Genomic DNA, 18,774 nt, shown 5'->3' with positions numbered 1-18,774 from the left:
CGTCATGAGCACCGTCTCTGAGGGAGGCAAGAGCCTCGGCGAGCTGGGGCTGACCGCACGCGGCGGTCGCGATGCAGAGGTGACGGGGGTCTCGGTCGACAGCCGGGACGTGCAGCCGGGGCATCTGTTTGCCGCATTGCCGGGCACCAAGGTGCACGGCGCGACGTTCATTCCCACCGCTCTGGCGCAGGGCGCCGCCGCCATTCTCACCGATGCCGAAGGCGCGGCGCTGGCCGCCACGGCGCTGGCCGAAAGCGATGCCGCGCTGGTGATCGCCGCCGATCCGCGGCAGGCGCTCTCCTACGCTGCGGCGCTGTGGTTCGGCGCGCAGCCGCAGGTGATGGCCGCCGTAACCGGCACCAATGGCAAGACCTCGGTCGCGACCTTCCTGCGCCACATCTGGCAGGACCTCGGCTATCGCGCCATCAATCTTGGCACCACCGGCGTCGAGGGCGACTGGCAGGCGCCGCTCAAGCACACCACGCCCGAGCCGATCACCCTGCATCGCGCCTTGTCCGAAGCGGCGGCGGCGGGGGTCGACCATTGCGCCATGGAGGCCTCGAGCCACGGGCTCGATCAGCGCCGCCTCGACGGGGTGCAACTGGCGGCGGCGGGGTTCACCAATTTCACCCAGGACCATCTCGATTACCACGCGGATTTCGAAGAGTATTTTGCCGCGAAAGCGGGGCTTTTCGCGCGGGTTCTGCCGGATGACGGCATTGCGGTGATCAATATCGACGACCCGCGCGGCGTCGACATGATGGCCATCGCCCGCGCGCGCGGGCAGGAGGTCATTTCCGTGGGCGCGGCGGAGGGCTGCGATCTGCGCATCCTCGGCCAGCGGTTCCATGCCACCGGGCAGGACCTGCGGCTCGACTGGCGCGGCGCGGTGCAGCAGCTGCGGCTGGGGCTCATCGGCGGCTTTCAGGGGCAGAACGCGGCGCTGGCCGCCGGTCTGGCGCTGGCCTGCGGTGCCGAGGCCGAGCGGGTGTTTCCGGCGCTGGAACGGCTGGAGACCGTGCGCGGGCGCATGCAGCTTGCCGCGACGCGCGACAATGGCGCGGCGGTCTATGTGGATTTCGCCCATACGCCCGACGCGGTCTCGACCGCGCTGCAGGCGCTGCGTCCGCATGTGATGGGGCGGCTTGTTGCCATCGTCGGCGCGGGCGGCGACCGCGATCCGGGCAAACGCCCGCTGATGGGCGCGGCGGCGCATGAGTTCGCCGACATGGTGATCGTCTCGGACGACAACCCGCGCAGCGAGGACCCGGCGGCGATCCGCGCCGAGGTGCTGGACGGTGCGCCGGGCGCGCTGGAGGTCGGCGACCGCGCCGAGGCGATCCTGCGCGGCGTCGATGCGCTGGGGCCGGGGGACGCGCTGATGATCCTCGGCAAGGGCCATGAGACCGGGCAGATCGTCGGCGACACGATCTATCCTTTCGACGATGTGGAACAGGCAAGCGTGGCGGTGAACGCGCTGGACGGGAGAGGGCTGTGACGCTTTGGACGGCTGAAGAGGCCGCCGCCGCAACCGGCGGGCGGGCCATTGGCAACTGGAGCGTCAACGGCGTTTCGATCGACACCCGCACGCTGGAGAAGGGCGATCTCTTTGTCGCCCTGACCGCGGCGCGCGACGCCCATGACTTCGTGGCGCAGGCGCTGGAGAAAGGCGCGGGGGCCGCGCTCGTCAGCCGCATCCCCGAGGGTGTGCCTGCGGATGCGCCGCTGCTGATCGTCGACGACGTGCTGCCGGGGCTGGAGGCTCTGGGGTGCGCCGCGCGGGCTCGGACCCGGGCGCAGGTGGTGGCGGTGACCGGCTCGGTGGGCAAGACCTCGACCAAGGAGATGCTGCGCACCGTGCTGGGCGCGCAGGGCACGGTCCATGCCGCCGAGAAGAGCTACAACAACCATTGGGGTGTGCCGCTGACGCTGGCGCGGATGCCGAAGGACGTGGATTTTGCCGTGATCGAGATCGGCATGAACCACCCCGGCGAGATCGCGCCGCTGAGCCGCATGGCACGGCCGCATGTGGCGATGATCACCATCGTTGCGCCCGCCCATCTGGCTGCCTTTGAGAACCTCGAGGGCATCGCGCGCGAGAAGGCGGCGATCTTCGAGGGGCTGGAGCCCGGCGGCAGCGCCGTGGTCAACGGCGATCTCGAGGTCTCGCCGTTGCTGGTGGAGCTGGCCGAGGCAAGAGCCGCGCATGTGATCACCTTCGGCGAGGCGGCGGGCAATCATCACCGCGTCGAAGAGGTCACCGTGGGCGATGCCACCACCGTGGCGCAGGGCCGCGCGTGGCGCACCCATGTGCTTTACAAGGTCGGCGTGCCGGGGCGGCATTTCGCGGTCAACGGCATGGGCGTTCTGGCGGTGGTGCATGCCATGGGGCTCGACCGGGCGCTGGCGGTCACCGCGCTGGGGCAGTGGGAGGCTGGCGCGGGACGGGGCCTGCGCGAGGTGATCACCCTCGACCCGGTGGAGACGCAGCTGACGCTGGAACTGATCGACGACGCCTATAACGCCAACCCCGCCTCGCTGGGCGCCTCGCTGGAGGTGCTGGCGGGCGCAAAGCCCAAGGATGGCGTGGGGCGCGTCGCACATGGGCGGCGCATCGCCTATCTCGGCGACATGAAAGAACTGGGCACGCAGGAGCATGAGTTGCACCGCGCTTTGGCGGAACATCCGTCGATGGGCTGTATCGACCTCGTGCATTGCGTCGGGCCGCTGATGCGCGATCTTTGGCTGGCGCTGCCCGAGCACAAGCGCGGCCATTGGGCCGAGACCAGCACCGCCATGGCCGAGCGGGTGCGCCATGATCTCGACGCCGGCGATGTCGTGCTGGTGAAGGGCTCGCTCTCGATGGCGCTGGCGCGCGTGGTTGACGCGATCCGCAAAATGGGTCATGCGCCCGCCACTAGCTGACAAGAAGGACCGGGGCTCATGCTCTATTGGCTGACTGGATTGAGTGACGGCGGCGATGTCTTCAACCTCTTCCGCTACATCACTTTCCGGGCGGGCGGGGCGTTTCTGACCGCGCTGATCTTCGGGTTCCTCTTTGGTCGGCCGCTGATCGACGTGCTGCGCAAGCGGCAGGGCAAGGGCCAGCCGATCCGCACCGACGGGCCCGAGGGGCATTTCGTCAAAGCGGGCACGCCGACCATGGGCGGGCTGCTGATCGTCGGCGCGCTGCTGACCGCGACGCTGCTTTGGGCGCGGCTCGACAACGGCTTTGTCTGGATGGTGCTTTTCGTCACCATGGGCTACGCCGCGATCGGCTTTGCCGACGATTATGCCAAGGTGAAAAAGCAGAACACCGATGGTGTGTCGGGCAAGGTGCGGCTGGCCATCGGCTTTGGCATCGCGGCGGTGGCGGCGGCCTGGGCGGCATGGCTGCATCCGGCGGATCTGACCGGCCAGTTGGCCTTCCCGGTGTTCAAAAACGCGCTGCTCGATCTTGGCTGGCTGTTCGTGCCCTTCGCGATGATCGTCATCGTCGGGGCCGCCAATGCGGTGAACCTGACCGACGGTCTCGACGGGCTTGCCATCATGCCGGTGATGATCGCGGGCGGCACGCTGGGCATCATCGCCTATGCGGTGGGCCGGACCGACTTCACCGAATATCTCGACGTGCACTATGTGCCCGGCACCGGCGAGATCCTGATCTTCACCGCCGCGCTGATCGGCGGCGGGCTTGGCTTTCTGTGGTACAACGCGCCGCCCGCAGCGGTCTTCATGGGCGACACCGGCTCGCTGGCTCTGGGCGGCGGGCTTGGCGCCATCGCCGTGGCCACCAAGCACGAGATCGTGCTGGCCATCGTCGGCGGTCTTTTCGTGGTCGAGGCGCTCTCGGTGATCATTCAGGTGCTTTACTTCAAGCGCACCGGCAAGCGGGTGTTCCTGATGGCGCCGATCCACCACCACTACGAGAAGAAGGGCTGGGCCGAGCCGCAGATCGTCATCCGCTTCTGGATCATCTCGCTGATCCTCGCGCTGATCGGGCTGGCGACGCTGAAGCTGCGCTGAGGCGGGGCAGGGGCAACGTCCTTTGAAGGACGTTGCAAATCTCTGGCAAGAGATGTGTCCCGCACCGCCTGCTCTGGTGCGCGCCGCGCCGATGCGCTAGCCGTGAGGCACGAGCATTTGCAGGCATGGGGACAATGGCATGATTCCGGTATCTGGCTTCGAGGAGCGCTGCGTTGTGGTGCTGGGTCTGGGGCGTTCGGGCCTGTCGGCGGCGCGCGCGCTGCGCGAAGGCGGCGCTTCGGTGCTGGTCTGGGACGACAATGCCACCGCGCGCGAAACCGCCGAGGCGGAAGGTTTCGAGAGCCGCGATCTGGCACGCCAGGGCGGGTTCGACGGTGTCGACTGGCTGGTGGTCTCGCCCGGCATTCCGCATCTTTACCCCGAGCCCAATCCGGTGATCGCCGCCGCATGGGCGGCAGGCGTGCCGGTCGACAATGACATCGGGCTGTTCTTCCGCTCGCTCTCGGCCGCGGGCTCGGACTGGGACATGTACGACAGCCCGCCGCGGGTGATCGCGGTCACCGGCTCGAACGGCAAGTCCACCACCTCGGCGCTGATCCACCACATCCTGCAAAGCGCCGGGCGCGAGAGCCAACTGGCGGGCAACATCGGGCGCGGCGTTCTGGACATCGACCCGCCGGGCGATGGCGGCGTGGTGGTGCTGGAACTGTCGAGCTATCAGACCGACCTTGCCCGCGCGCTGACGCCGGATGTGGCGGTGTTCACCAATCTCTCGCCCGACCATCTTGACCGCCACGGCGGCATGGGCGGCTATTTCGCCGCCAAGCGCCGACTCTTCGCCGAAGGTGGCCCGGATCGCTGCGTGATCGGTGTCGACGAGGCCGAGGGCCAGTATCTGGCCAACCAGCTTTCCGAGGGACCGACCGACGACCGGGTGATCCGGGTCTCGTCTGGGTCCAAGCTCTCGGGGCCGGGCTGGGTGGTCTATGCCCGCAAAGGGTTCCTCACCGAGTGGCGCAAGGGCCGTCAGGTGGCCTCGATCGATTTGCGCACGGTGAAGGGGCTGCCGGGGGCGCACAACCACCAGAACGCTTGCGCGGCCTATGCCGCCGTCCGCGCGCTCGGCGTGGCGCCGCGGCAGGTCGAGGCGGCCTTCCACAGTTTCGAGGGGCTGCCGCATCGCAGCCAGATCGTCGCCGAGGCGGGCGGGGTCACCTATGTCAACGACAGCAAGGCGACCAACGTCGACGCAGCGGTCAAGGCGCTGCTGGCGTTCCAGAACATCCGCTGGATCTGCGGCGGGCTGATGAAAGAGGGCGGTCTTTCGGGGCTGGCGCCGGGGCTGGCCCATGTGACCAAAGCCTATGTCATCGGTCGCGAGGCGGCAAATTTCGCGCTGGGTCTGCCGGGGATCGACGCCGAGATCTGCACCGATATGGCGACCGCCGTGGCCCGCGCCCGTGCCGAGGCGCAGCCCGGCGATGTGGTGCTGCTGGCACCTGCGGCAGCCAGCTTCGACCAATACGACAGTTTCGAAAAGCGCGGCGAGGATTTCGCCGCACGGGTACGCGCCGCGCTCTGAGGCTTTGCCTGAGCCTGGGCCCTGACGTCCCGCCTGGCGCGGGCCGCTTAGGGCTGGCGCATCTGGCGCAGCAGCCCGTCGGCCAGCGCCTGCGGGTGCACCACGCCAAGCTGCGCGGGGATCTTCGGCAGGCGCAGGATGCGCGAGATGGCAAAACGGTGCGCGCCGCCGCTGGCGCGCAGCAGCGTGCCGTCGCGCCCCACGTGCACCAGGATGCCGCCATGTTCGCGCCGGAAGTATTCCGGCAGTTCGGTGCGCGCCAGCAGGCGGCCCCGGCGGCGGGTTTCCTCGAACACCTGATCGAGCCGCTCGTAGCGCGCCACGAGGTCCTCTTCGGTGGCGCATTCATCCGGCACGCCGCCCTGATTGATCTCGTCGAGCAGCTTCTGGAACAGCGGCGTGTCGCGCCACGGCGTGCCGCCCTCGAAATGCATGCGGCAGCTGATCAGCTTGATGTGATCCTCGACCGGGCGGCGCTTGAGATCCCAGTCGCCGGGCACGACCATGCCGCTCTGGCGGCGGCGCATCTTCGGCGAGCCGGTGTAGAGGTGGTTGACGGTCATCGGATCGACGTGGATCAGCTCGTCCGACATCGGTGCCTCGGCGCCATAGCGCCAGCGGTTCATCAGGTCGCGGACAAACTTGCGCGGCACCTGCGCGTGCAGATCACGCAGCCAGTTTGTGGGATAGAGCGTGGGATGGTCCGCGAAAGCCATGGTGTCGTCCAATGTGAAGATCGGATGACAAAATGTAACGGCGCGATGACGAATTCAAGACCCGGCGTCAGCCAGCGGCGATGGATTGCCCGGCAGCGGCGCCCGAAGCCCAGGCCCATTGGAAGTTGTAACCTCCGAGCCAGCCGGTGACGTCCACCGCCTCGCCGATGAAATGCAGGCCCGGAACGGTCTTGGATGCCATGGTCTTGCTGTTCAGCCCATCGGTATCGACCCCACCCAGCGTGACCTCGGCGGTGCGCCAGCCTTCCGAACCTGAGGGGCGCAGAACCCATGCCTGTAGCGCCTCGGCCAGCGCCGCGGCGCGCTTGTCGGAAAGATCGGCGAGATTGCCCGAAAGATCGAGGTGATCCGCAAGATGGCCAACCAGCCGCTCGGGCAGGATCTGCCGCAATTCGGTGGTCAGCGCGCGTTTGCCCGCGCCCTTGCGCGCGGCTCGCAGATGCGCGGCGGGATCGAGGGCAGGGGAGAGATTGACGGTGATCTCCTCGCCCTCGTGCCAATAGCTCGACGCCTGCAGGATCGACGGCCCCGACAGACCGCGGTGGGTAAAAAGCAGCGCCTCGTCAAAGCTGGTGCCGCCCGCCGTGACCCGCGCAGGCAGCGCGACCCCGGCGAGATCGGCGAAGCGTCCTTCGGGGAAGGTCAGCGGCACGAGGCCGGGGCGGGGCGCGATCAGCGCGTGCCCGAATTGGCGGGCAATGTCATAGGCGAGCCCCGTGGCGCCCATCTTGGGGATCGACCGCCCACCGGTGGCCACCACGAGGTTCCTTGCCCGGATCACCGTCTCACGCCCCTCGCGCTCGACGCGGGCGGTGTAGAGGCCATCGCCAAAGGTCAGGTCCCGCAGGGAGGTCTGCAGCCACAGCTCTGCGCCCGCGGCCTCCATCTCGCGCAGCAGCATGGCGACGATCTGCGTCGCCTTGCCGTCACAGAAAAGCTGCCCAAGGGTCTTTTCATGCCATGCGATGCCGTGGCGCGAAACCAGTTCGATGAAATCCCACTGGCTGTAGCGTGCCAGTGCGGATTTGCAGAAATGCGGGTTCTGCGACAGGAAACGCGAGGGCTCGGTGCCGAGGTTGGTGAAATTGCAGCGCCCGCCGCCCGAGATGCGGATCTTCTCGCCCGGTGCGCGCGCGTGATCAATGACCAGCGTGCCCGGCCCGGCGTGGGCGGCACACATCATGCCAGCCGCGCCGGCGCCGAGAATGAGCGTGTTGATCTCCATGCCGCCCTGAAACACCGGATCGCGCCGCGCTGCAAGAGCGGGCAGGGGGCCGATGCAGAGCACAGGAGGGCCGCCGCGTACTTCCCAAACGGCACGGCAGGTGCTAGCCTCGCGCTCAAGATCCGGGAAAACCCGGACGATCAGGCAAATTGAGCGGTATTCCCATGACGGAAATGGTCTACGGCGCGGTCTCCGTGCGCGATGGCGAACCTGTCCTGCCCAAATGGTGGCGGACGGTGGACAGATGGTCGCTGTCCTGCATTCTTATGCTTTTCGGGGTCGGCATCCTGCTGGGCCTTGCGGCCTCGCCGCCGCTGGCCGAGCGCAACGGCTTTGCGCCCTTCCATTACGTGCAGCGGCAGGCGCTCTTTGGCGGGCTGGCGCTGACGGCGATGTTCCTCACCTCGATGATGACGCCGGTGATGGTGCGCCGCGCGGCGGTGATCGGCTTTCTCTTCGCCTTCGCCTCGCTGCTGGCGCTGCCGTTCCTCGGTACCGACTTCGGCAAGGGCGCGGTGCGCTGGTACTCGCTGGGCTTTGCCAGCGTGCAGCCGTCGGAATTCCTCAAACCCGCCTTCGTGATCGTCGCCGCATGGCTGATGGCCGCAAGCCAAGAGATCGGCGGGCCTCCGGGCAAGCTGTGGTCCTTCGGCCTGATGTGCGCCATCGTCATCACCTTGGCATTGCAGCCCGATTTCGGTCAGGCCTGCCTCATCCTCTTTTCCTGGGGCGTGATGTGGTTCGTCGGCGGCGCGCCGATGTTCCTGCTGGTCTGCCTTGCCGGGCTGGTGGTGCTGGGCGGCACCTTCGCCTATAACAACTCCGAGCACTTCGCGCGCCGTATCGACGGCTTCCTGACGCCGGATGTCGATCCCAACACCCAGCTTGGCTATGCCACCAACGCCATTCGCGAGGGCGGGTTTTTCGGCGTCGGCGTGGGCGAGGGGCAGGTGAAATGGTCGCTGCCCGATGCGCATACCGACTTCATCATCGCGGTTGCAGCCGAGGAATACGGGCTGGTGCTGGTGATGGTGATCATCGCGCTTTACGCCACCGTGGTGGTGCGCTCGATGACCCGGCTGATGCGTGAGCGCGACCCCTTCATCCGGCTCGCCGGGACCGGGCTTGCCGCCATCTTCGGCGTGCAGGCGATGATCAACATGGGCGTTGCGGTGCGCTTGCTGCCCGCCAAGGGCATGACGCTGCCCTTCGTCAGCTACGGCGGCTCGTCGCTGATCGCGGGCGGCATCGCCGTGGGCATGCTGCTGGCCTTCACCCGCTCGCGTCCGCAGGGCGAGATCGGCGAGATCCTGCGTGCGCGCATGCGCTGAGCCATAGCGCGGGCTGCGGTGCTTTCCCGCCGCGGCCCGCTGCGATAAACGGGCGCGAAATCGTGGTGCCGCGCCCGAGTCAGAGTATCGGTCAAGTGCGGTGGTGAAGCAGAGGCAGCGGGGCGTCAGACCCCGCAGAGAGGTCGAGCATATGGCGGAACAAAGCAGGCGCCCCCTTCTGGTCATCGCGGCCGGCGGCACGGGCGGGCATATGTTCCCCGCGCAGGCGCTGGCCGAGATCATGCTGCGGCGTGGCTGGCGGGTGAAGCTCTCGACCGACGCGCGCGGCGCGCGCTACACCGGCGGCTTCCCCCATTCCACGGAAATCGAAGAGGTCAGTTCGGCCACTTTCGCGCGCGGCGGGATGATGTCGAAGATCACCGTGCCGCTGAAGGTCGGCCGGGGCATCCTGTCGATGGCGCGCCGGTTCCGCCGTGACCGCCCCAATGTGGTGGTGGGCTTTGGCGGTTACCCGTCGATCCCGGCGCTCGGCGCGGCGCGGCTGCTGAAGCTGCCCTCGATGATCCATGAACAGAACGGCGTGCTCGGCCGGGTGAACGAGATCTTCGCCAAGAAGGTCAACGCGGTGGCCTGCGGCACATGGCCGACCAAGCTGCCCGAAGGGGTCGAGGGGATTCCCGTCGGCAACCCGGTGCGCAGCGCCGTGCGCGAGCGGGCGGCGGCGGGCTACATCCCGCCGGGCGATTACCCGATGTCGCTGCTGGTGATTGGCGGCTCGCAGGGCGCGCGCATCCTGTCGGATGTGGTGCCCCCGGCAATCGAGCGGCTGCCGATGGAGATCCTGCGGCACCTCCGTGTCAGCCATCAGGCGCGCGACGAAGACGGCGAACGCGTCGCCAAATTCTATTACGAACACGGCATCGACGCCGATGTGCAGCCCTTCTTCACCGATGTTCCGACGCGCATGTCCGAGGCGCAGCTGGTGATCTCGCGCTCGGGCGCCTCGTCGGTGGCGGATATCTCGGTGATCGGGCGGCCCTCGATCCTGATCCCCTACGCGGTGGCGGCGGGCGATCACCAGACGGTCAACGCGCAGGGGCTGGTGGACGCCGGTGCGGCGATCCGGATCCCGGAAAGCAAGCTCTCGGTCGAGGCAATGACCGAGGCGATGGCGGCGGTGCTGGCCAATGGCGAGGGCGCGGCGCAGATGGCCCGAGCGGCGCTGTCGGTCTCGCATCCGGATGCGGCGCTTGGTCTTGCGCAGATGGTTGAAGAACTTGCCGGTTTCGGAACAACCGACGAGTCCGAGCATTATGAAGAAGAACAATACCAAGAACAGGCGGGACAGCAGGAGGCCGGGCCAAGATGAAAGATGAAAGACTTCCCGAAGGAGGCGTGGCCATGAGCCCTGCAACCAAACTTCCGGGCGACGTTGGCCCGATCCATTTCGTCGGCATTGGCGGCATCGGCATGTCCGGCATCGCCGAGGTGCTGCTCAACCACGGCTACGCGGTGCAGGGCTCCGACCTCAAGTGCAGCAAGATCACCGAGCGGCTGGTCAATCTGGGCGCCGTGATCTTCGAAGGTCAGCGCGCCGAGAACCTTGAAAACGCCGAGGTGGTGGTGATCTCTTCGGCGATCAAGCCGGGCAACCCCGAGCTTGACGAGGCGCGGCGGCGCGGCCTGCCGGTGGTGCGCCGGGCCGAGATGCTGGCCGAGCTGATGCGCCTCAAATCCAACATCGCGGTTGCCGGCACCCACGGCAAGACCACGACCACGACCATGGTCGCCACGCTGCTCGACGCGGGCGGGCTCGACCCGACGGTGATCAACGGCGGCATCATCCACGCCTATGGCTCAAACGCGCGCGTGGGGCTGGGCGAATGGATGGTGGTCGAGGCCGACGAGAGCGACGGCACCTTCAACCGTCTGCCCGCGACCATCGCCATCGTCACCAACATCGACCCCGAGCATATGGAGCACTGGGGCTCGATCGAGAAGCTGCGCGACGGTTTTTACCAATTCGTGTCGAACATTCCCTTCTATGGCCTCGCCGTGTGCTGCACCGACCACCCCGAGGTGCAGGCGCTGGTGGGCCGGGTGAGCGACCGCCGCGTGACCACCTATGGCTTCAACGCGCAGGCCGACGTGCGGGCGATCAACCTGCGCTATGAAAAGGGCGTGGCGCATTTCGATGTCGCCTTCCAGGTCGAGGACATGGTGATCGAGGGCTGCACCCTGCCGATGCCGGGCGATCACAACGTCTCGAACGCGCTGTCGGCTGTGGCCATCGCCCGCCATCTGGGCATGACCGCCGATGAGATCCGGGCCGCGCTGGCGGGCTTCGGCGGTGTGAACCGCCGCTTCACCCGCGTCGGCGAAGTGAACGGTGTGACGATCATCGACGATTACGGCCACCACCCGGTGGAGATCGCCGCGGTGCTGAAAGCCGCGCGGCAGGCCTCGGAGGGCCGGGTCATCGCCGTACACCAGCCGCACCGCTACTCGCGCTTGCACTCGTTGTTCGACGATTTCTGCACCTGCTTCAATGAGGCTGACGTGGTGGCCATCGCCGAGGTCTATGGCGCGGGCGAGGACCCGATCGAGGGCGCGACCCGCGATGATCTGGTCGCCGGACTGATCCGCCACGGCCACCGGCATGCGCGCGCAATCATTAGCGAGGACGACCTCGAGCGGCTGGTGCGCGAGCAGGCGCGTCCGGGCGACATGGTGGTCTGCCTCGGCGCGGGCACGATCTCGGCATGGGCCAACAACCTTCCGGCACGGCTGGAAAAATGAGCAGGGCGCGCCCGTGACGTTGCTCTGGGCCATCGCGGGCGTGATCGTCCTGCTGGCGGCGGTGGCGGTGCTGGGGATCCTGCGCCGCCTCGTCTTTTTCTTTGCGCTGGCGTTCTTCGGGCTGCTGGTGCTGCAGATCCACCATGACCCTTCGGGCAGCGCGGCGCTTATCGCCAGCACTGGCGGAGGGCTGCTGGTGGCATGGCCGGTGCGGCGGTTCCTGATGGGGATACTGGTCTGAGGTGAGCACTTCGCTGCCCGGAGCAAAGGCCGAAGGCCGCCGGGACGGGCCAGCGCTCGCCCGGTGGCTTCGCCTTGAGTCCGGGCGGTCGCTCAACCTCGCGGGTGGCTTGCGACCCACCGGAACCTGCGCCACTCTGGCCCGAGCTGCCGGAGGTGCCGCATGACCCCATCGCTCTTTCTTGCCTGCCTCTGGCTGGTGCTGGCCAATGTGCTGGCGATGATCCCCTCGCGCGACAACCACTGGACCCGCGCCTATGCGCTGATCGCGCTTGGGCTGCCGCTGCTGGGCTGGGTGTGGTGGCAGAACGGGGTGTGGGTGGCGCTTCTGGTGCTGCTTGCCGGGGCCAGCGTGCTGCGCTGGCCGGTGCTCTATCTCTGGCGCTGGTTGCGCGGGCGTATCGCCTGAACAGCACGGGCTCTTTACCCTTGCGGCGGAACAGGTCAGAACGCTGCGCATGATTGATCAGCTTCCCCCCGTTCGCGGTCGCCTGACGACAGGCCGCCCGCTGTCCGAACTCACTTGGCTGCGCGTCGGCGGGCCTGCCGAGGTTCTGTTCCAGCCTGCCGATCTGGAGGACCTGCAGCAGTTCCTTGCGGCGCTGCCTGCGGATGTGCCGGTGTTCCCGATGGGCGTCGGCTCGAACCTCATCGTGCGCGACGGCGGCCTGCGCGGCGTGGTGATCCGGCTCGGACGTGGCTTCAACGGCACCGAGATCGAGGGCACGCGCGTCACCTCCGGCGCGGCTGCGCTGGATGCGCAGGTGGCCAAGCGCGCGGCAGCGGCGGGCGTCGATCTGACCTTCCTGCGCACCATCCCCGGCTCGATCGGCGGCGCGGTGCGGATGAACGCGGGCTGCTACGGCACCTATGTGGCCGACCATCTGGTGGAGATCAAAGCGGTGCTGCGCGACGGCACGCTGGTGACGATTCCCGCCGCCGAACTGCGGCTGGAATACCGTCAGTCGCAGCTGCCCGAGGGCGCGGTTGTGGTCGAAGCGGTGTTTGAGGGCGCCGCAGGCGTGCCCGATGAGCTGATGGCGCGGATGGAGGCGCAGCTCAAAAAGCGCGACGAGACCCAGCCCACCAAGGACCGCACCGCTGGCTCGACCTTCCGCAATCCGGCAGGCTTCAGTTCCACCGGCAAGGCCGATGACACCCATGATCTCAAGGCGTGGAAGGTGATCGACGACGCCGGGATGCGCGGGGCGACGCGGGGCGGGGCGCAGATGAGCCCCATGCATTCCAACTTCCTTGTGAACACCGGCGAGGCAAGCGCCGCGGATCTTGAAGGTCTGGGTGAGGAAGTTCGAAAAAGGGTTTTCCAACACAGTGGTTTGCAGCTACAGTGGGAAATCATGCGGGTCGGCGATCCGCTGGAAAACGAGGGCGGCTAACGCCCCGGCACCCGTTCCCGGATCGGCGCAAAGCCCATCCATATAAGGCAGGCGGGATGCATCGAACGAGGCGGCAGTCTTCCCCGGAAATACAGGGTCGCACGCCGTGGTGAATCCGACTCGCGGGCCGAATTGAGCGGTGCGCGAGATGCTCGACCGGGGCGAACCCCGGCGACACACATGACGGGGCGCAAAAGCCCCGCACAACGAGGCAGTTTTGGGGATGTCGAGCAGGGCAGCTCCCAAAGTGGCGGTATTGATGGGCGGACCCTCGGCTGAACGCGAGGTGTCGCTGAGTTCCGGTCAGGAATGCGCCGCCGCTTTGCGGGACGAGGGATTTGACGTGATCGAGATCGACGCGGGGCCTGATCTGGCCGCGCGGCTGAAGGATCTGTCTCCCGACGTCGTCTTCAACGCACTTCACGGTCGCTGGGGCGAGGATGGATGCGTGCAGGGCATGCTGGAGTGGCTCCGCATCCCCTATACGCACTCTGGTGTGCTGTCTTCCGCGCTGGCGATGGACAAGGAACGCTCCAAGCAGGTCTATCGCGCCGCCGGTCTGCCGGTGGTCGAAAGCGTGCTGGCGGATAAGGCCGAGGTCTGCGCCCGCCACGTGATGGCGCCGCCCTATGTGGTGAAGCCCTACAACGAGGGCAGCTCGGTCGGCGTCTATCTGGTGATGGACGGGGCCAATACGCCGCCGCAGCTTTCCGAAGAAATGCCGCAGACGGTGATGGTCGAGACCTATGCGCCGGGCCGCGAGCTGACCACCACGGTGCTGGGCGATCAGGCGCTGACCGTCACCGACATCATCACCGACGGCTGGTACGACTACGACGCCAAGTACAAAGCAGGCGGCTCGCGCCACGAGGTGCCCGCCGACGTGCCGCAGGAGATCTTTGATGCCTGCCTTGATTATGCGGTGCGTGCGCATAAGGCGCTTGGCTGCCGTGGTCTCAGCCGCACCGATTTCCGCTGGGACGAGAGCCGGGGCCTAGATGGGCTGGTGCTACTCGAGACCAACACCCAGCCGGGCATGACGCCCACCTCGCTGGCGCCCGAGCAGGCGCAGGCGTCAGGCATGTCCTTCGGCGCGCTCTGCCGCTGGATGGTGGAGGACGCCTCATGCGACAGGTAGGGGCCGCCCCCGCGCGGATGCCGCGCCCGCAGAAGTCTCGCCCGCAGCAGGTGCACCGTTCGGATCCGGCGCCGTCGCGGCTGAAGTACCGGCTCGAGCGGTTGATGCTGACGCCGCTCTTTCGCTTCACGCTGCACATCGGCATGCCGTTCCTGATCGGCGTTGGCGGGGCGGCGGCGTATTTCTCTGTCGACAGCAACCGCGAAGCCTTCGTCGGAGCCATCATGTCGGTGCGCGACCAGATCGAGGCGCGGCCCGAGTTCCGCGTGAACCTCATGGCGATCGACGGGGCAAGCGACGGCGTTGCGGCGGATGTGCGCGAAATTCTGTCGCTCGACTTCCCGCTCAGCTCCTTCGATCTCGACCTCGATCAGATGCGCGAGATCATCACCGGCCTCGACGCGGTGAAATCCGCGAGCCTGCGGATCACGCAGGGCGGAGTGCTCGAGGTGAATGTGGTCGAGCGTGTGCCGGTGGTGCTATGGCGCGGGCTGCGCGGGCTGGAACTGCTCGACGAGGGCGGCGCGCTGGTCGGACCTGCTGGGCGCCGTGCGAGCCATGCCGATCTTCCGGTGATTGCGGGCACGGGCGCCGAAGCGCATGTGCCCGAGGCGCTGGACCTCTTTGCCGCCGCCGCGCCGCTGGCCGGGCGGCTGCGCGGCCTCGAACGGGTCGGGCTGCGGCGCTGGGATCTTGTTTTGGATAAAGGGCAGCGCGTTCTGCTGCCCGAAGAAGGCGCCGTTCAGGCGCTCGAAAGGGCCATGGCGATGGACGGCGCCGTGGACATGCTGTCGCGCGATATCGCGGCGGTCGATCTGCGCCTCGCGCAGCGTCCGACGCTGCGGCTGAACCATAGCGCGGCGGAAGAATACTGGCGGATCAAGTCCATCGAGACTGGGGAAAAACGATAATGTTCGAGCTATACGAGTCCCAGCGCGCGATGCGCAACATGCGCAAGGCAGCGATGCAGCGCGGCGTGGTGGCGGTTCTGGACGTGGGCAGCTCGAAGATCGCCTGCCTTGTGCTGCGGTTCGACGGCAGCGATCAGGGCGAAGACAGCGGCGTCGGCTCGCTGGCGGGGCAGGCCGGGTTCCGGGTGATCGGCGCAGCCACCACCCGCTCGCGCGGGGTGCGCTTCGGCGAGATCGCGGCGATGAACGAGACCGAGCGGGCGATCCGCACCGCGGTGCAGGCGGCGCAGAAGATGGCGGGCATCCGGGTCGACCACGTGATCGCCTGTTTCTCGGGTGCCGAGCCGCGCAGCTACGGGCTCGACGGCCATGTGAGCGTTGATGGCAGCACGGTGACCGAGCAGGACGTGGCGCGGGTGCTCTCGGCCTGCGACGTGCCCGAGGTTGGGCATGGCCGCGAGGTGATGCACGCGCAGCCGGTGAACTTCGCGCTGGACCATCGCTCGGGGCTGAGCGATCCGCGCGGGCAGATCGGCCGCGAACTGACCTGCGACATGCACATGCTGACGGTCAACGCGCAGGCGATCCAGAACCTCGCCCATTGCGTCAAACGCTGCGATCTGGAACTCGCGGGCATCGCCAGCTCGGCCTATGTGTCGGGCGTGGCGGCACTGGTGGAGGACGAACAGGAACTGGGTGCGGCCTGTATCGACATGGGGGGCGGCGCCACCGGCGTGTCGATCTTCATGAAGAAGCACATGATCTACGGCGATGCGGTGCCCATGGGCGGCGATCACGTCACCGGCGACATCTCCATGGGGCTGCAGATCCCCATGGCCATGGCCGAGCGGATCAAGACCTTCTACGGCGGCGTACATGCCACCGGGATGGATGATCGCGAGATGATCGAGATCTCGGGCGATACCGGCGATTGGCACCATGACCGGCGGCAGGTGAGCCGCGCCGAACTGATCGGCATCATGCGCCCGCGCGTCGAGGAGATCCTCGAAGAAGTGCGTGCCTGCCTCGATGCGGCGGGCTTCGAGCATCTGCCCAGCCAGCAGATTGTGCTGACCGGCGCTGCGAGCCAGATTCCCGGCCTTGATGGGCTGGCGAGCCGCATCCTCGGCAGTCAGGTCCGGCTGGGCCGCCCGATGCGTGTGCACGGGCTGCCGCAGGCCGCCACCGGGCCGGGCTTTGCCTCGGCGGTGGGGATGTGCCTCTTTGCTGCGCATCCGCAGGACGAATGGTGGGACTTCGAGATCCCGGTCGAGCGTTACCCGGCCCGTTCGCTGATGCGTGCGGTGAAGTGGTTCCGCGAGAACTGGTAAGAGAGTGGGGGCAGGGCGGCTCGCGGGCCGCTCAAACCCTCGCGAGATTGCGGTTTTCTTGCGGTGTTCACGCAATATTCCCGGTGACGCCAATTCGGGCCGATGCTAATTTGAAGACATGATCCGCACGGAAGATGCGGGCAGGGGACGTCGAGCAGGCTTCCCGCAATCGATATAAAAGATTCGCCGTTGCTGGCCCCGGTGCCTGCGGCGCCTTTCCACGTTTTGTGTTGTCGCTGGTGTTTTCTGCAAAATTTAGTGCGTTGGGCGAAATCTCGCGCGCATAGTCAATCCTATAGCCATATTTCGTGGTAGATCTGTGTTTTTTACGTGACCCAGCCCTAGGATCTGGGTAAGAATTATCCCCAAGGCGCAGGACAGGCGCGAACCAAGTCATAAACGACAGGCGGAACATCACATGGCACTCAATCTCTCGATGCCCGGTCAGGAAGAGCTGAAGCCCCGGATCACCGTATTCGGCGTCGGCGGAGCCGGTGGCAACGCAGTCAACAACATGATCACCAAGCAACTCGAAGGCGTGGACTTCGTGGTTGCCAACACCGACGCTCAGGCGCTGCAGCAGAGCATGGCGACCGCCAAGGTCCAACTCGGTGTGAAAGTGACCGAAGGCCTCGGCGCGGGCGCACGCCCCTCGGTCGGCTCGGCCGCAGCCGAAGAGAGCATCGAGCAGATCGTCGATCACCTCGCAGGCGCGCATATGTGCTTCATCACCGCCGGCATGGGCGGCGGCACCGGCACCGGCGCAGCGCCGATCATCGCGCAGGCCGCGCGTGAGCTGGGTGTGCTGACCGTCGGCGTCGTGACCAAGCCCTTCCAGTTCGAAGGCGCCAAGCGCATGCGTCAGGCGGAAGAGGGCGTCGAGACGCTGCAGAAGATGGTCGACACGCTGATCATCATCCCCAACCAGAACCTGTTCCGTCTCGCCAACGAGAAGACCACCTTCACCGAGGCCTTCAGCCTTGCGGATGATGTGCTCTATCAGGGCGTGAAGGGTGTGACCGACCTGATGGTCCGTCCGGGCCTGATCAACCTCGACTTCGCCGACGTTCGCGCCGTGATGGACGAGATGGGCAAGGCGATGATGGGCACCGGCGAGGCCGACGGCGAAGATCGCTCGATCCAGGCCGCCGAGAAGGCAATCGCCAACCCGCTGCTCGACGAGATCAGCCTCAAGGGCGCCAAGGGCGTGCTCATCAACATCACCGGTGGCCACGACCTCACCCTGTTCGAACTCGACGAAGCGGCCAACCGCATCCGCGAGGAAGTGGACGCAGACGCCAACATCATCGTCGGATCGACGCTGGATGACACGATGGAAGGCCGCATGCGCGTCTCCGTCGTCGCCACCGGCATCGACGCCTCGGCTGTGCAGCACGATATCCCCGTGCCGCGCCGCACCCTCGCGCAGCCGCTGGCCAACTCCGAAGAGCAGGCCCCGGCAGCAGAGGCCGCACCGGCTCCGGTTCAGCCCGCAGCGCAGCAGCCCGCCGCAATGGTGGCACAGGCCGCTCCGACCGCTCCGCAGGCGCAGCAGTACGAAGAAGACGAGCCCTCGCTCTTCGGTGAGATGCCCGCCGCGCAGCAGACCTATCAGGAAGAGGATGTGGTCGAGACCGATGACGGTCTGCCGCCGCCCGCTTACCGTCCGCAGGCCGCGCAACCTCAGCCGCAGCCCAGCACGCTGGAAGCCGCACCCGAGAGCTTCGTCGCGCCGCGCGCACCGCAGCCCGGCCAGCCTTCGGCAGACACGATGAAGCGCCTGCACGCCGCAGCCGCCCGCAACAACCGTCCGGGCCAGCCCGCCGCTCCGGCGCGTCCGCAGCAGCCTCAGCAGGCTCCGCAGCGCGCCGCCGAGCCCGAGCGTCCCCGCTTTGGGATCAACTCGCTGATCAACCGGATGACCGGCCACGGTCACGAGCAGCAGCCGCAGCAGGGCGCACCCAAAGCCGCCGCACCGGCTGCGCCCCAGCCGCAACCGCAGGCCCGCCGCCAGCCGCCGATGCAGGCGCAGCGTCCGGCCCCCGCTCCGGCGCCCGAAGAAGCCCCCGAGCAGGACCGGATTGAAATCCCGGCCTTCCTGCGGCGCCAGGCAAACTGATAAATTCAGCCCGCGC

The 18,774-nt window shown here is 67.3% G+C and carries 17 protein-coding genes; 14 read left to right on the top strand and 3 right to left on the bottom strand.

The genetic code is table 11. From position 1 onward, the window contains the following. The first annotated feature begins 4 nt into the window (after nucleotides 1-4). From G0A00_RS22805 to murD, 4 genes are all read left to right on the top strand, one after another. Nucleotides 5-1,498 carry a UDP-N-acetylmuramoyl-L-alanyl-D-glutamate--2,6-diaminopimelate ligase gene (locus tag G0A00_RS22805; RefSeq protein WP_164184710.1) on the top strand — a complete coding sequence of 498 codons (1,494 nt, stop codon included), beginning with the start codon at nucleotides 5-7 and terminating at the stop codon, nucleotides 1,496-1,498. Next, nucleotides 1,495-2,925 carry a UDP-N-acetylmuramoyl-tripeptide--D-alanyl-D-alanine ligase gene (murF, locus tag G0A00_RS22800; protein WP_164184711.1) on the top strand — a complete coding sequence of 477 codons (1,431 nt, stop codon included), beginning with the start codon at nucleotides 1,495-1,497 and terminating at the stop codon, nucleotides 2,923-2,925. The genes G0A00_RS22805 and murF overlap by 4 nt, the downstream gene beginning before the upstream one ends. 18 nt (nucleotides 2,926-2,943) lie before the next feature. After that, complete coding sequence (gene mraY / locus G0A00_RS22795) at nucleotides 2,944-4,026, top strand: phospho-N-acetylmuramoyl-pentapeptide-transferase (protein WP_164184712.1); 1,083 nt, start codon at nucleotides 2,944-2,946, stop codon at nucleotides 4,024-4,026. A 139-nt stretch (nucleotides 4,027-4,165) separates the two neighbouring features. Further along, nucleotides 4,166-5,569 carry a UDP-N-acetylmuramoyl-L-alanine--D-glutamate ligase gene (murD, locus tag G0A00_RS22790; protein WP_164184713.1) on the top strand — a complete coding sequence of 468 codons (1,404 nt, stop codon included), beginning with the start codon at nucleotides 4,166-4,168 and terminating at the stop codon, nucleotides 5,567-5,569. Between the two features lie 47 nt (nucleotides 5,570-5,616). Here murD and G0A00_RS22785 read toward each other — a convergent pair whose 3' ends face one another. Together G0A00_RS22785 and G0A00_RS22780 are read right to left on the bottom strand one after the other, a co-directional pair. After that, the gene (locus G0A00_RS22785) at nucleotides 5,617-6,285 is read right to left on the bottom strand and encodes a hypothetical protein (RefSeq protein ID WP_164184714.1); all 669 of its coding nucleotides are present in this window, start codon (nucleotides 6,283-6,285) and stop codon (nucleotides 5,617-5,619) included. 67 nt (nucleotides 6,286-6,352) lie between these two features. Next, nucleotides 6,353-7,531, bottom strand: a complete 1,179-nt coding sequence (locus tag G0A00_RS22780) for an aminoacetone oxidase family FAD-binding enzyme (RefSeq protein ID WP_164184727.1) — start codon at nucleotides 7,529-7,531, stop codon at nucleotides 6,353-6,355. Nucleotides 7,532-7,695: 164 nt separating this feature from the next. Here G0A00_RS22780 and ftsW point away from each other — a divergent pair, with 164 nt between their 5' ends. The 9 genes from ftsW to ftsA all read left to right on the top strand — a co-directional run bounded on the left by ftsW (nucleotide 7,696) and on the right by ftsA (nucleotide 16,639). After that, entirely contained in the window at nucleotides 7,696-8,862 is a 1,167-nt protein-coding gene (ftsW, locus tag G0A00_RS22775; RefSeq protein WP_066105244.1) for a putative lipid II flippase FtsW, read from the top strand. Nucleotides 8,863-9,013: 151 nt separating this feature from the next. After that, on the top strand, nucleotides 9,014-10,192 hold the full coding sequence (locus tag G0A00_RS22770) for a UDP-N-acetylglucosamine--N-acetylmuramyl-(pentapeptide) pyrophosphoryl-undecaprenol N-acetylglucosamine transferase (protein WP_083191226.1): 1,179 nt from the start codon (nucleotides 9,014-9,016) through the stop codon (nucleotides 10,190-10,192). A 32-nt stretch (nucleotides 10,193-10,224) separates the two neighbouring features. After that, entirely contained in the window at nucleotides 10,225-11,622 is a 1,398-nt protein-coding gene (gene murC / locus G0A00_RS22765) for a UDP-N-acetylmuramate--L-alanine ligase (protein ID WP_164184715.1), read from the top strand. Between the two features lie 13 nt (nucleotides 11,623-11,635). Continuing rightward, entirely contained in the window at nucleotides 11,636-11,863 is a 228-nt protein-coding gene (locus G0A00_RS22760; RefSeq protein ID WP_164184716.1) for a hypothetical protein, read from the top strand. A 162-nt stretch (nucleotides 11,864-12,025) separates the two neighbouring features. Next, the gene (locus G0A00_RS22755) at nucleotides 12,026-12,271 is read left to right on the top strand and encodes a DUF2484 family protein (protein ID WP_066105251.1); all 246 of its coding nucleotides are present in this window, start codon (nucleotides 12,026-12,028) and stop codon (nucleotides 12,269-12,271) included. A 49-nt stretch (nucleotides 12,272-12,320) separates the two neighbouring features. Next, the gene (gene murB, locus G0A00_RS22750) at nucleotides 12,321-13,259 is read left to right on the top strand and encodes a UDP-N-acetylmuramate dehydrogenase (protein WP_164184717.1); all 939 of its coding nucleotides are present in this window, start codon (nucleotides 12,321-12,323) and stop codon (nucleotides 13,257-13,259) included. A gap of 217 nt (nucleotides 13,260-13,476) precedes the next feature. Next, nucleotides 13,477-14,397, top strand: a complete 921-nt coding sequence (locus G0A00_RS22745) for a D-alanine--D-alanine ligase (RefSeq protein ID WP_203595485.1) — start codon at nucleotides 13,477-13,479, stop codon at nucleotides 14,395-14,397. After that, on the top strand, nucleotides 14,385-15,308 hold the full coding sequence (locus G0A00_RS22740; RefSeq protein WP_224899188.1) for a cell division protein FtsQ/DivIB: 924 nt from the start codon (nucleotides 14,385-14,387) through the stop codon (nucleotides 15,306-15,308). The genes G0A00_RS22745 and G0A00_RS22740 overlap by 13 nt, the downstream gene beginning before the upstream one ends. Then, nucleotides 15,308-16,639 carry a cell division protein FtsA gene (ftsA, locus tag G0A00_RS22735; protein ID WP_164184718.1) on the top strand — a complete coding sequence of 444 codons (1,332 nt, stop codon included), beginning with the start codon at nucleotides 15,308-15,310 and terminating at the stop codon, nucleotides 16,637-16,639. Before G0A00_RS22740 ends, ftsA begins: the two co-directional genes overlap by 1 nt. A 67-nt stretch (nucleotides 16,640-16,706) precedes the next feature. Here the strand turns inward: ftsA and G0A00_RS22730 are convergent, their stop codons facing one another. Next, complete coding sequence (locus G0A00_RS22730) at nucleotides 16,707-17,054, bottom strand: hypothetical protein (RefSeq protein ID WP_164184719.1); 348 nt, start codon at nucleotides 17,052-17,054, stop codon at nucleotides 16,707-16,709. Nucleotides 17,055-17,057: 3 nt separating this feature from the next. Here G0A00_RS22730 and ftsZ point away from each other — a divergent pair, with 3 nt between their 5' ends. After that, nucleotides 17,058-18,758 (top strand): cell division protein FtsZ, encoded by a 1,701-nt coding sequence (gene ftsZ / locus G0A00_RS22725; protein ID WP_164184720.1) that lies wholly within the window; start codon nucleotides 17,058-17,060, stop codon nucleotides 18,756-18,758. Nucleotides 18,759-18,774 lie beyond the last annotated feature (16 nt).

This window comes from Salipiger sp. PrR002, assembly GCF_010500775.1.
Taxonomy (GTDB): Bacteria; Pseudomonadota; Alphaproteobacteria; order Rhodobacterales; family Rhodobacteraceae; genus Salipiger.
The sequence above is the reverse complement of the archived record's forward strand: the minus strand, read 5'-3'. Positions and strand labels throughout refer to the sequence as shown.

Bases quoted from the DNA above. Each gene is read 5' to 3' on its own strand.
- G0A00_RS22805 (WP_164184710.1), top strand. From the start codon at position 5: ATGAGCACCGTCTCTGAGGGAGGCAAGAGCCTCGGCGAGCTGGGGCTG.
- mraY (WP_164184712.1), top strand. From the start codon at position 2,944: ATGCTCTATTGGCTGACTGGATTGAGTGACGGCGGCGATGTCTTCAAC.
- murD (WP_164184713.1), top strand. From the start codon at position 4,166: ATGATTCCGGTATCTGGCTTCGAGGAGCGCTGCGTTGTGGTGCTGGGT.
- G0A00_RS22785 (WP_164184714.1), bottom strand. From the start codon at position 6,285: ATGGCTTTCGCGGACCATCCCACGCTCTATCCCACAAACTGGCTGCGT.
- G0A00_RS22780 (WP_164184727.1), bottom strand. From the start codon at position 7,531: ATGGAGATCAACACGCTCATTCTCGGCGCCGGCGCGGCTGGCATGATG.
- ftsW (WP_066105244.1), top strand. From the start codon at position 7,696: ATGACGGAAATGGTCTACGGCGCGGTCTCCGTGCGCGATGGCGAACCT.
- G0A00_RS22770 (WP_083191226.1), top strand. From the start codon at position 9,014: ATGGCGGAACAAAGCAGGCGCCCCCTTCTGGTCATCGCGGCCGGCGGC.
- murC (WP_164184715.1), top strand. From the start codon at position 10,225: ATGAGCCCTGCAACCAAACTTCCGGGCGACGTTGGCCCGATCCATTTC.
- G0A00_RS22755 (WP_066105251.1), top strand. From the start codon at position 12,026: ATGACCCCATCGCTCTTTCTTGCCTGCCTCTGGCTGGTGCTGGCCAAT.
- murB (WP_164184717.1), top strand. From the start codon at position 12,321: ATGATTGATCAGCTTCCCCCCGTTCGCGGTCGCCTGACGACAGGCCGC.
- G0A00_RS22740 (WP_224899188.1), top strand. From the start codon at position 14,385: ATGCGACAGGTAGGGGCCGCCCCCGCGCGGATGCCGCGCCCGCAGAAG.
- ftsA (WP_164184718.1), top strand. From the start codon at position 15,308: ATGTTCGAGCTATACGAGTCCCAGCGCGCGATGCGCAACATGCGCAAG.
- G0A00_RS22730 (WP_164184719.1), bottom strand. From the start codon at position 17,054: ATGTTCCGCCTGTCGTTTATGACTTGGTTCGCGCCTGTCCTGCGCCTT.
- ftsZ (WP_164184720.1), top strand. From the start codon at position 17,058: ATGGCACTCAATCTCTCGATGCCCGGTCAGGAAGAGCTGAAGCCCCGG.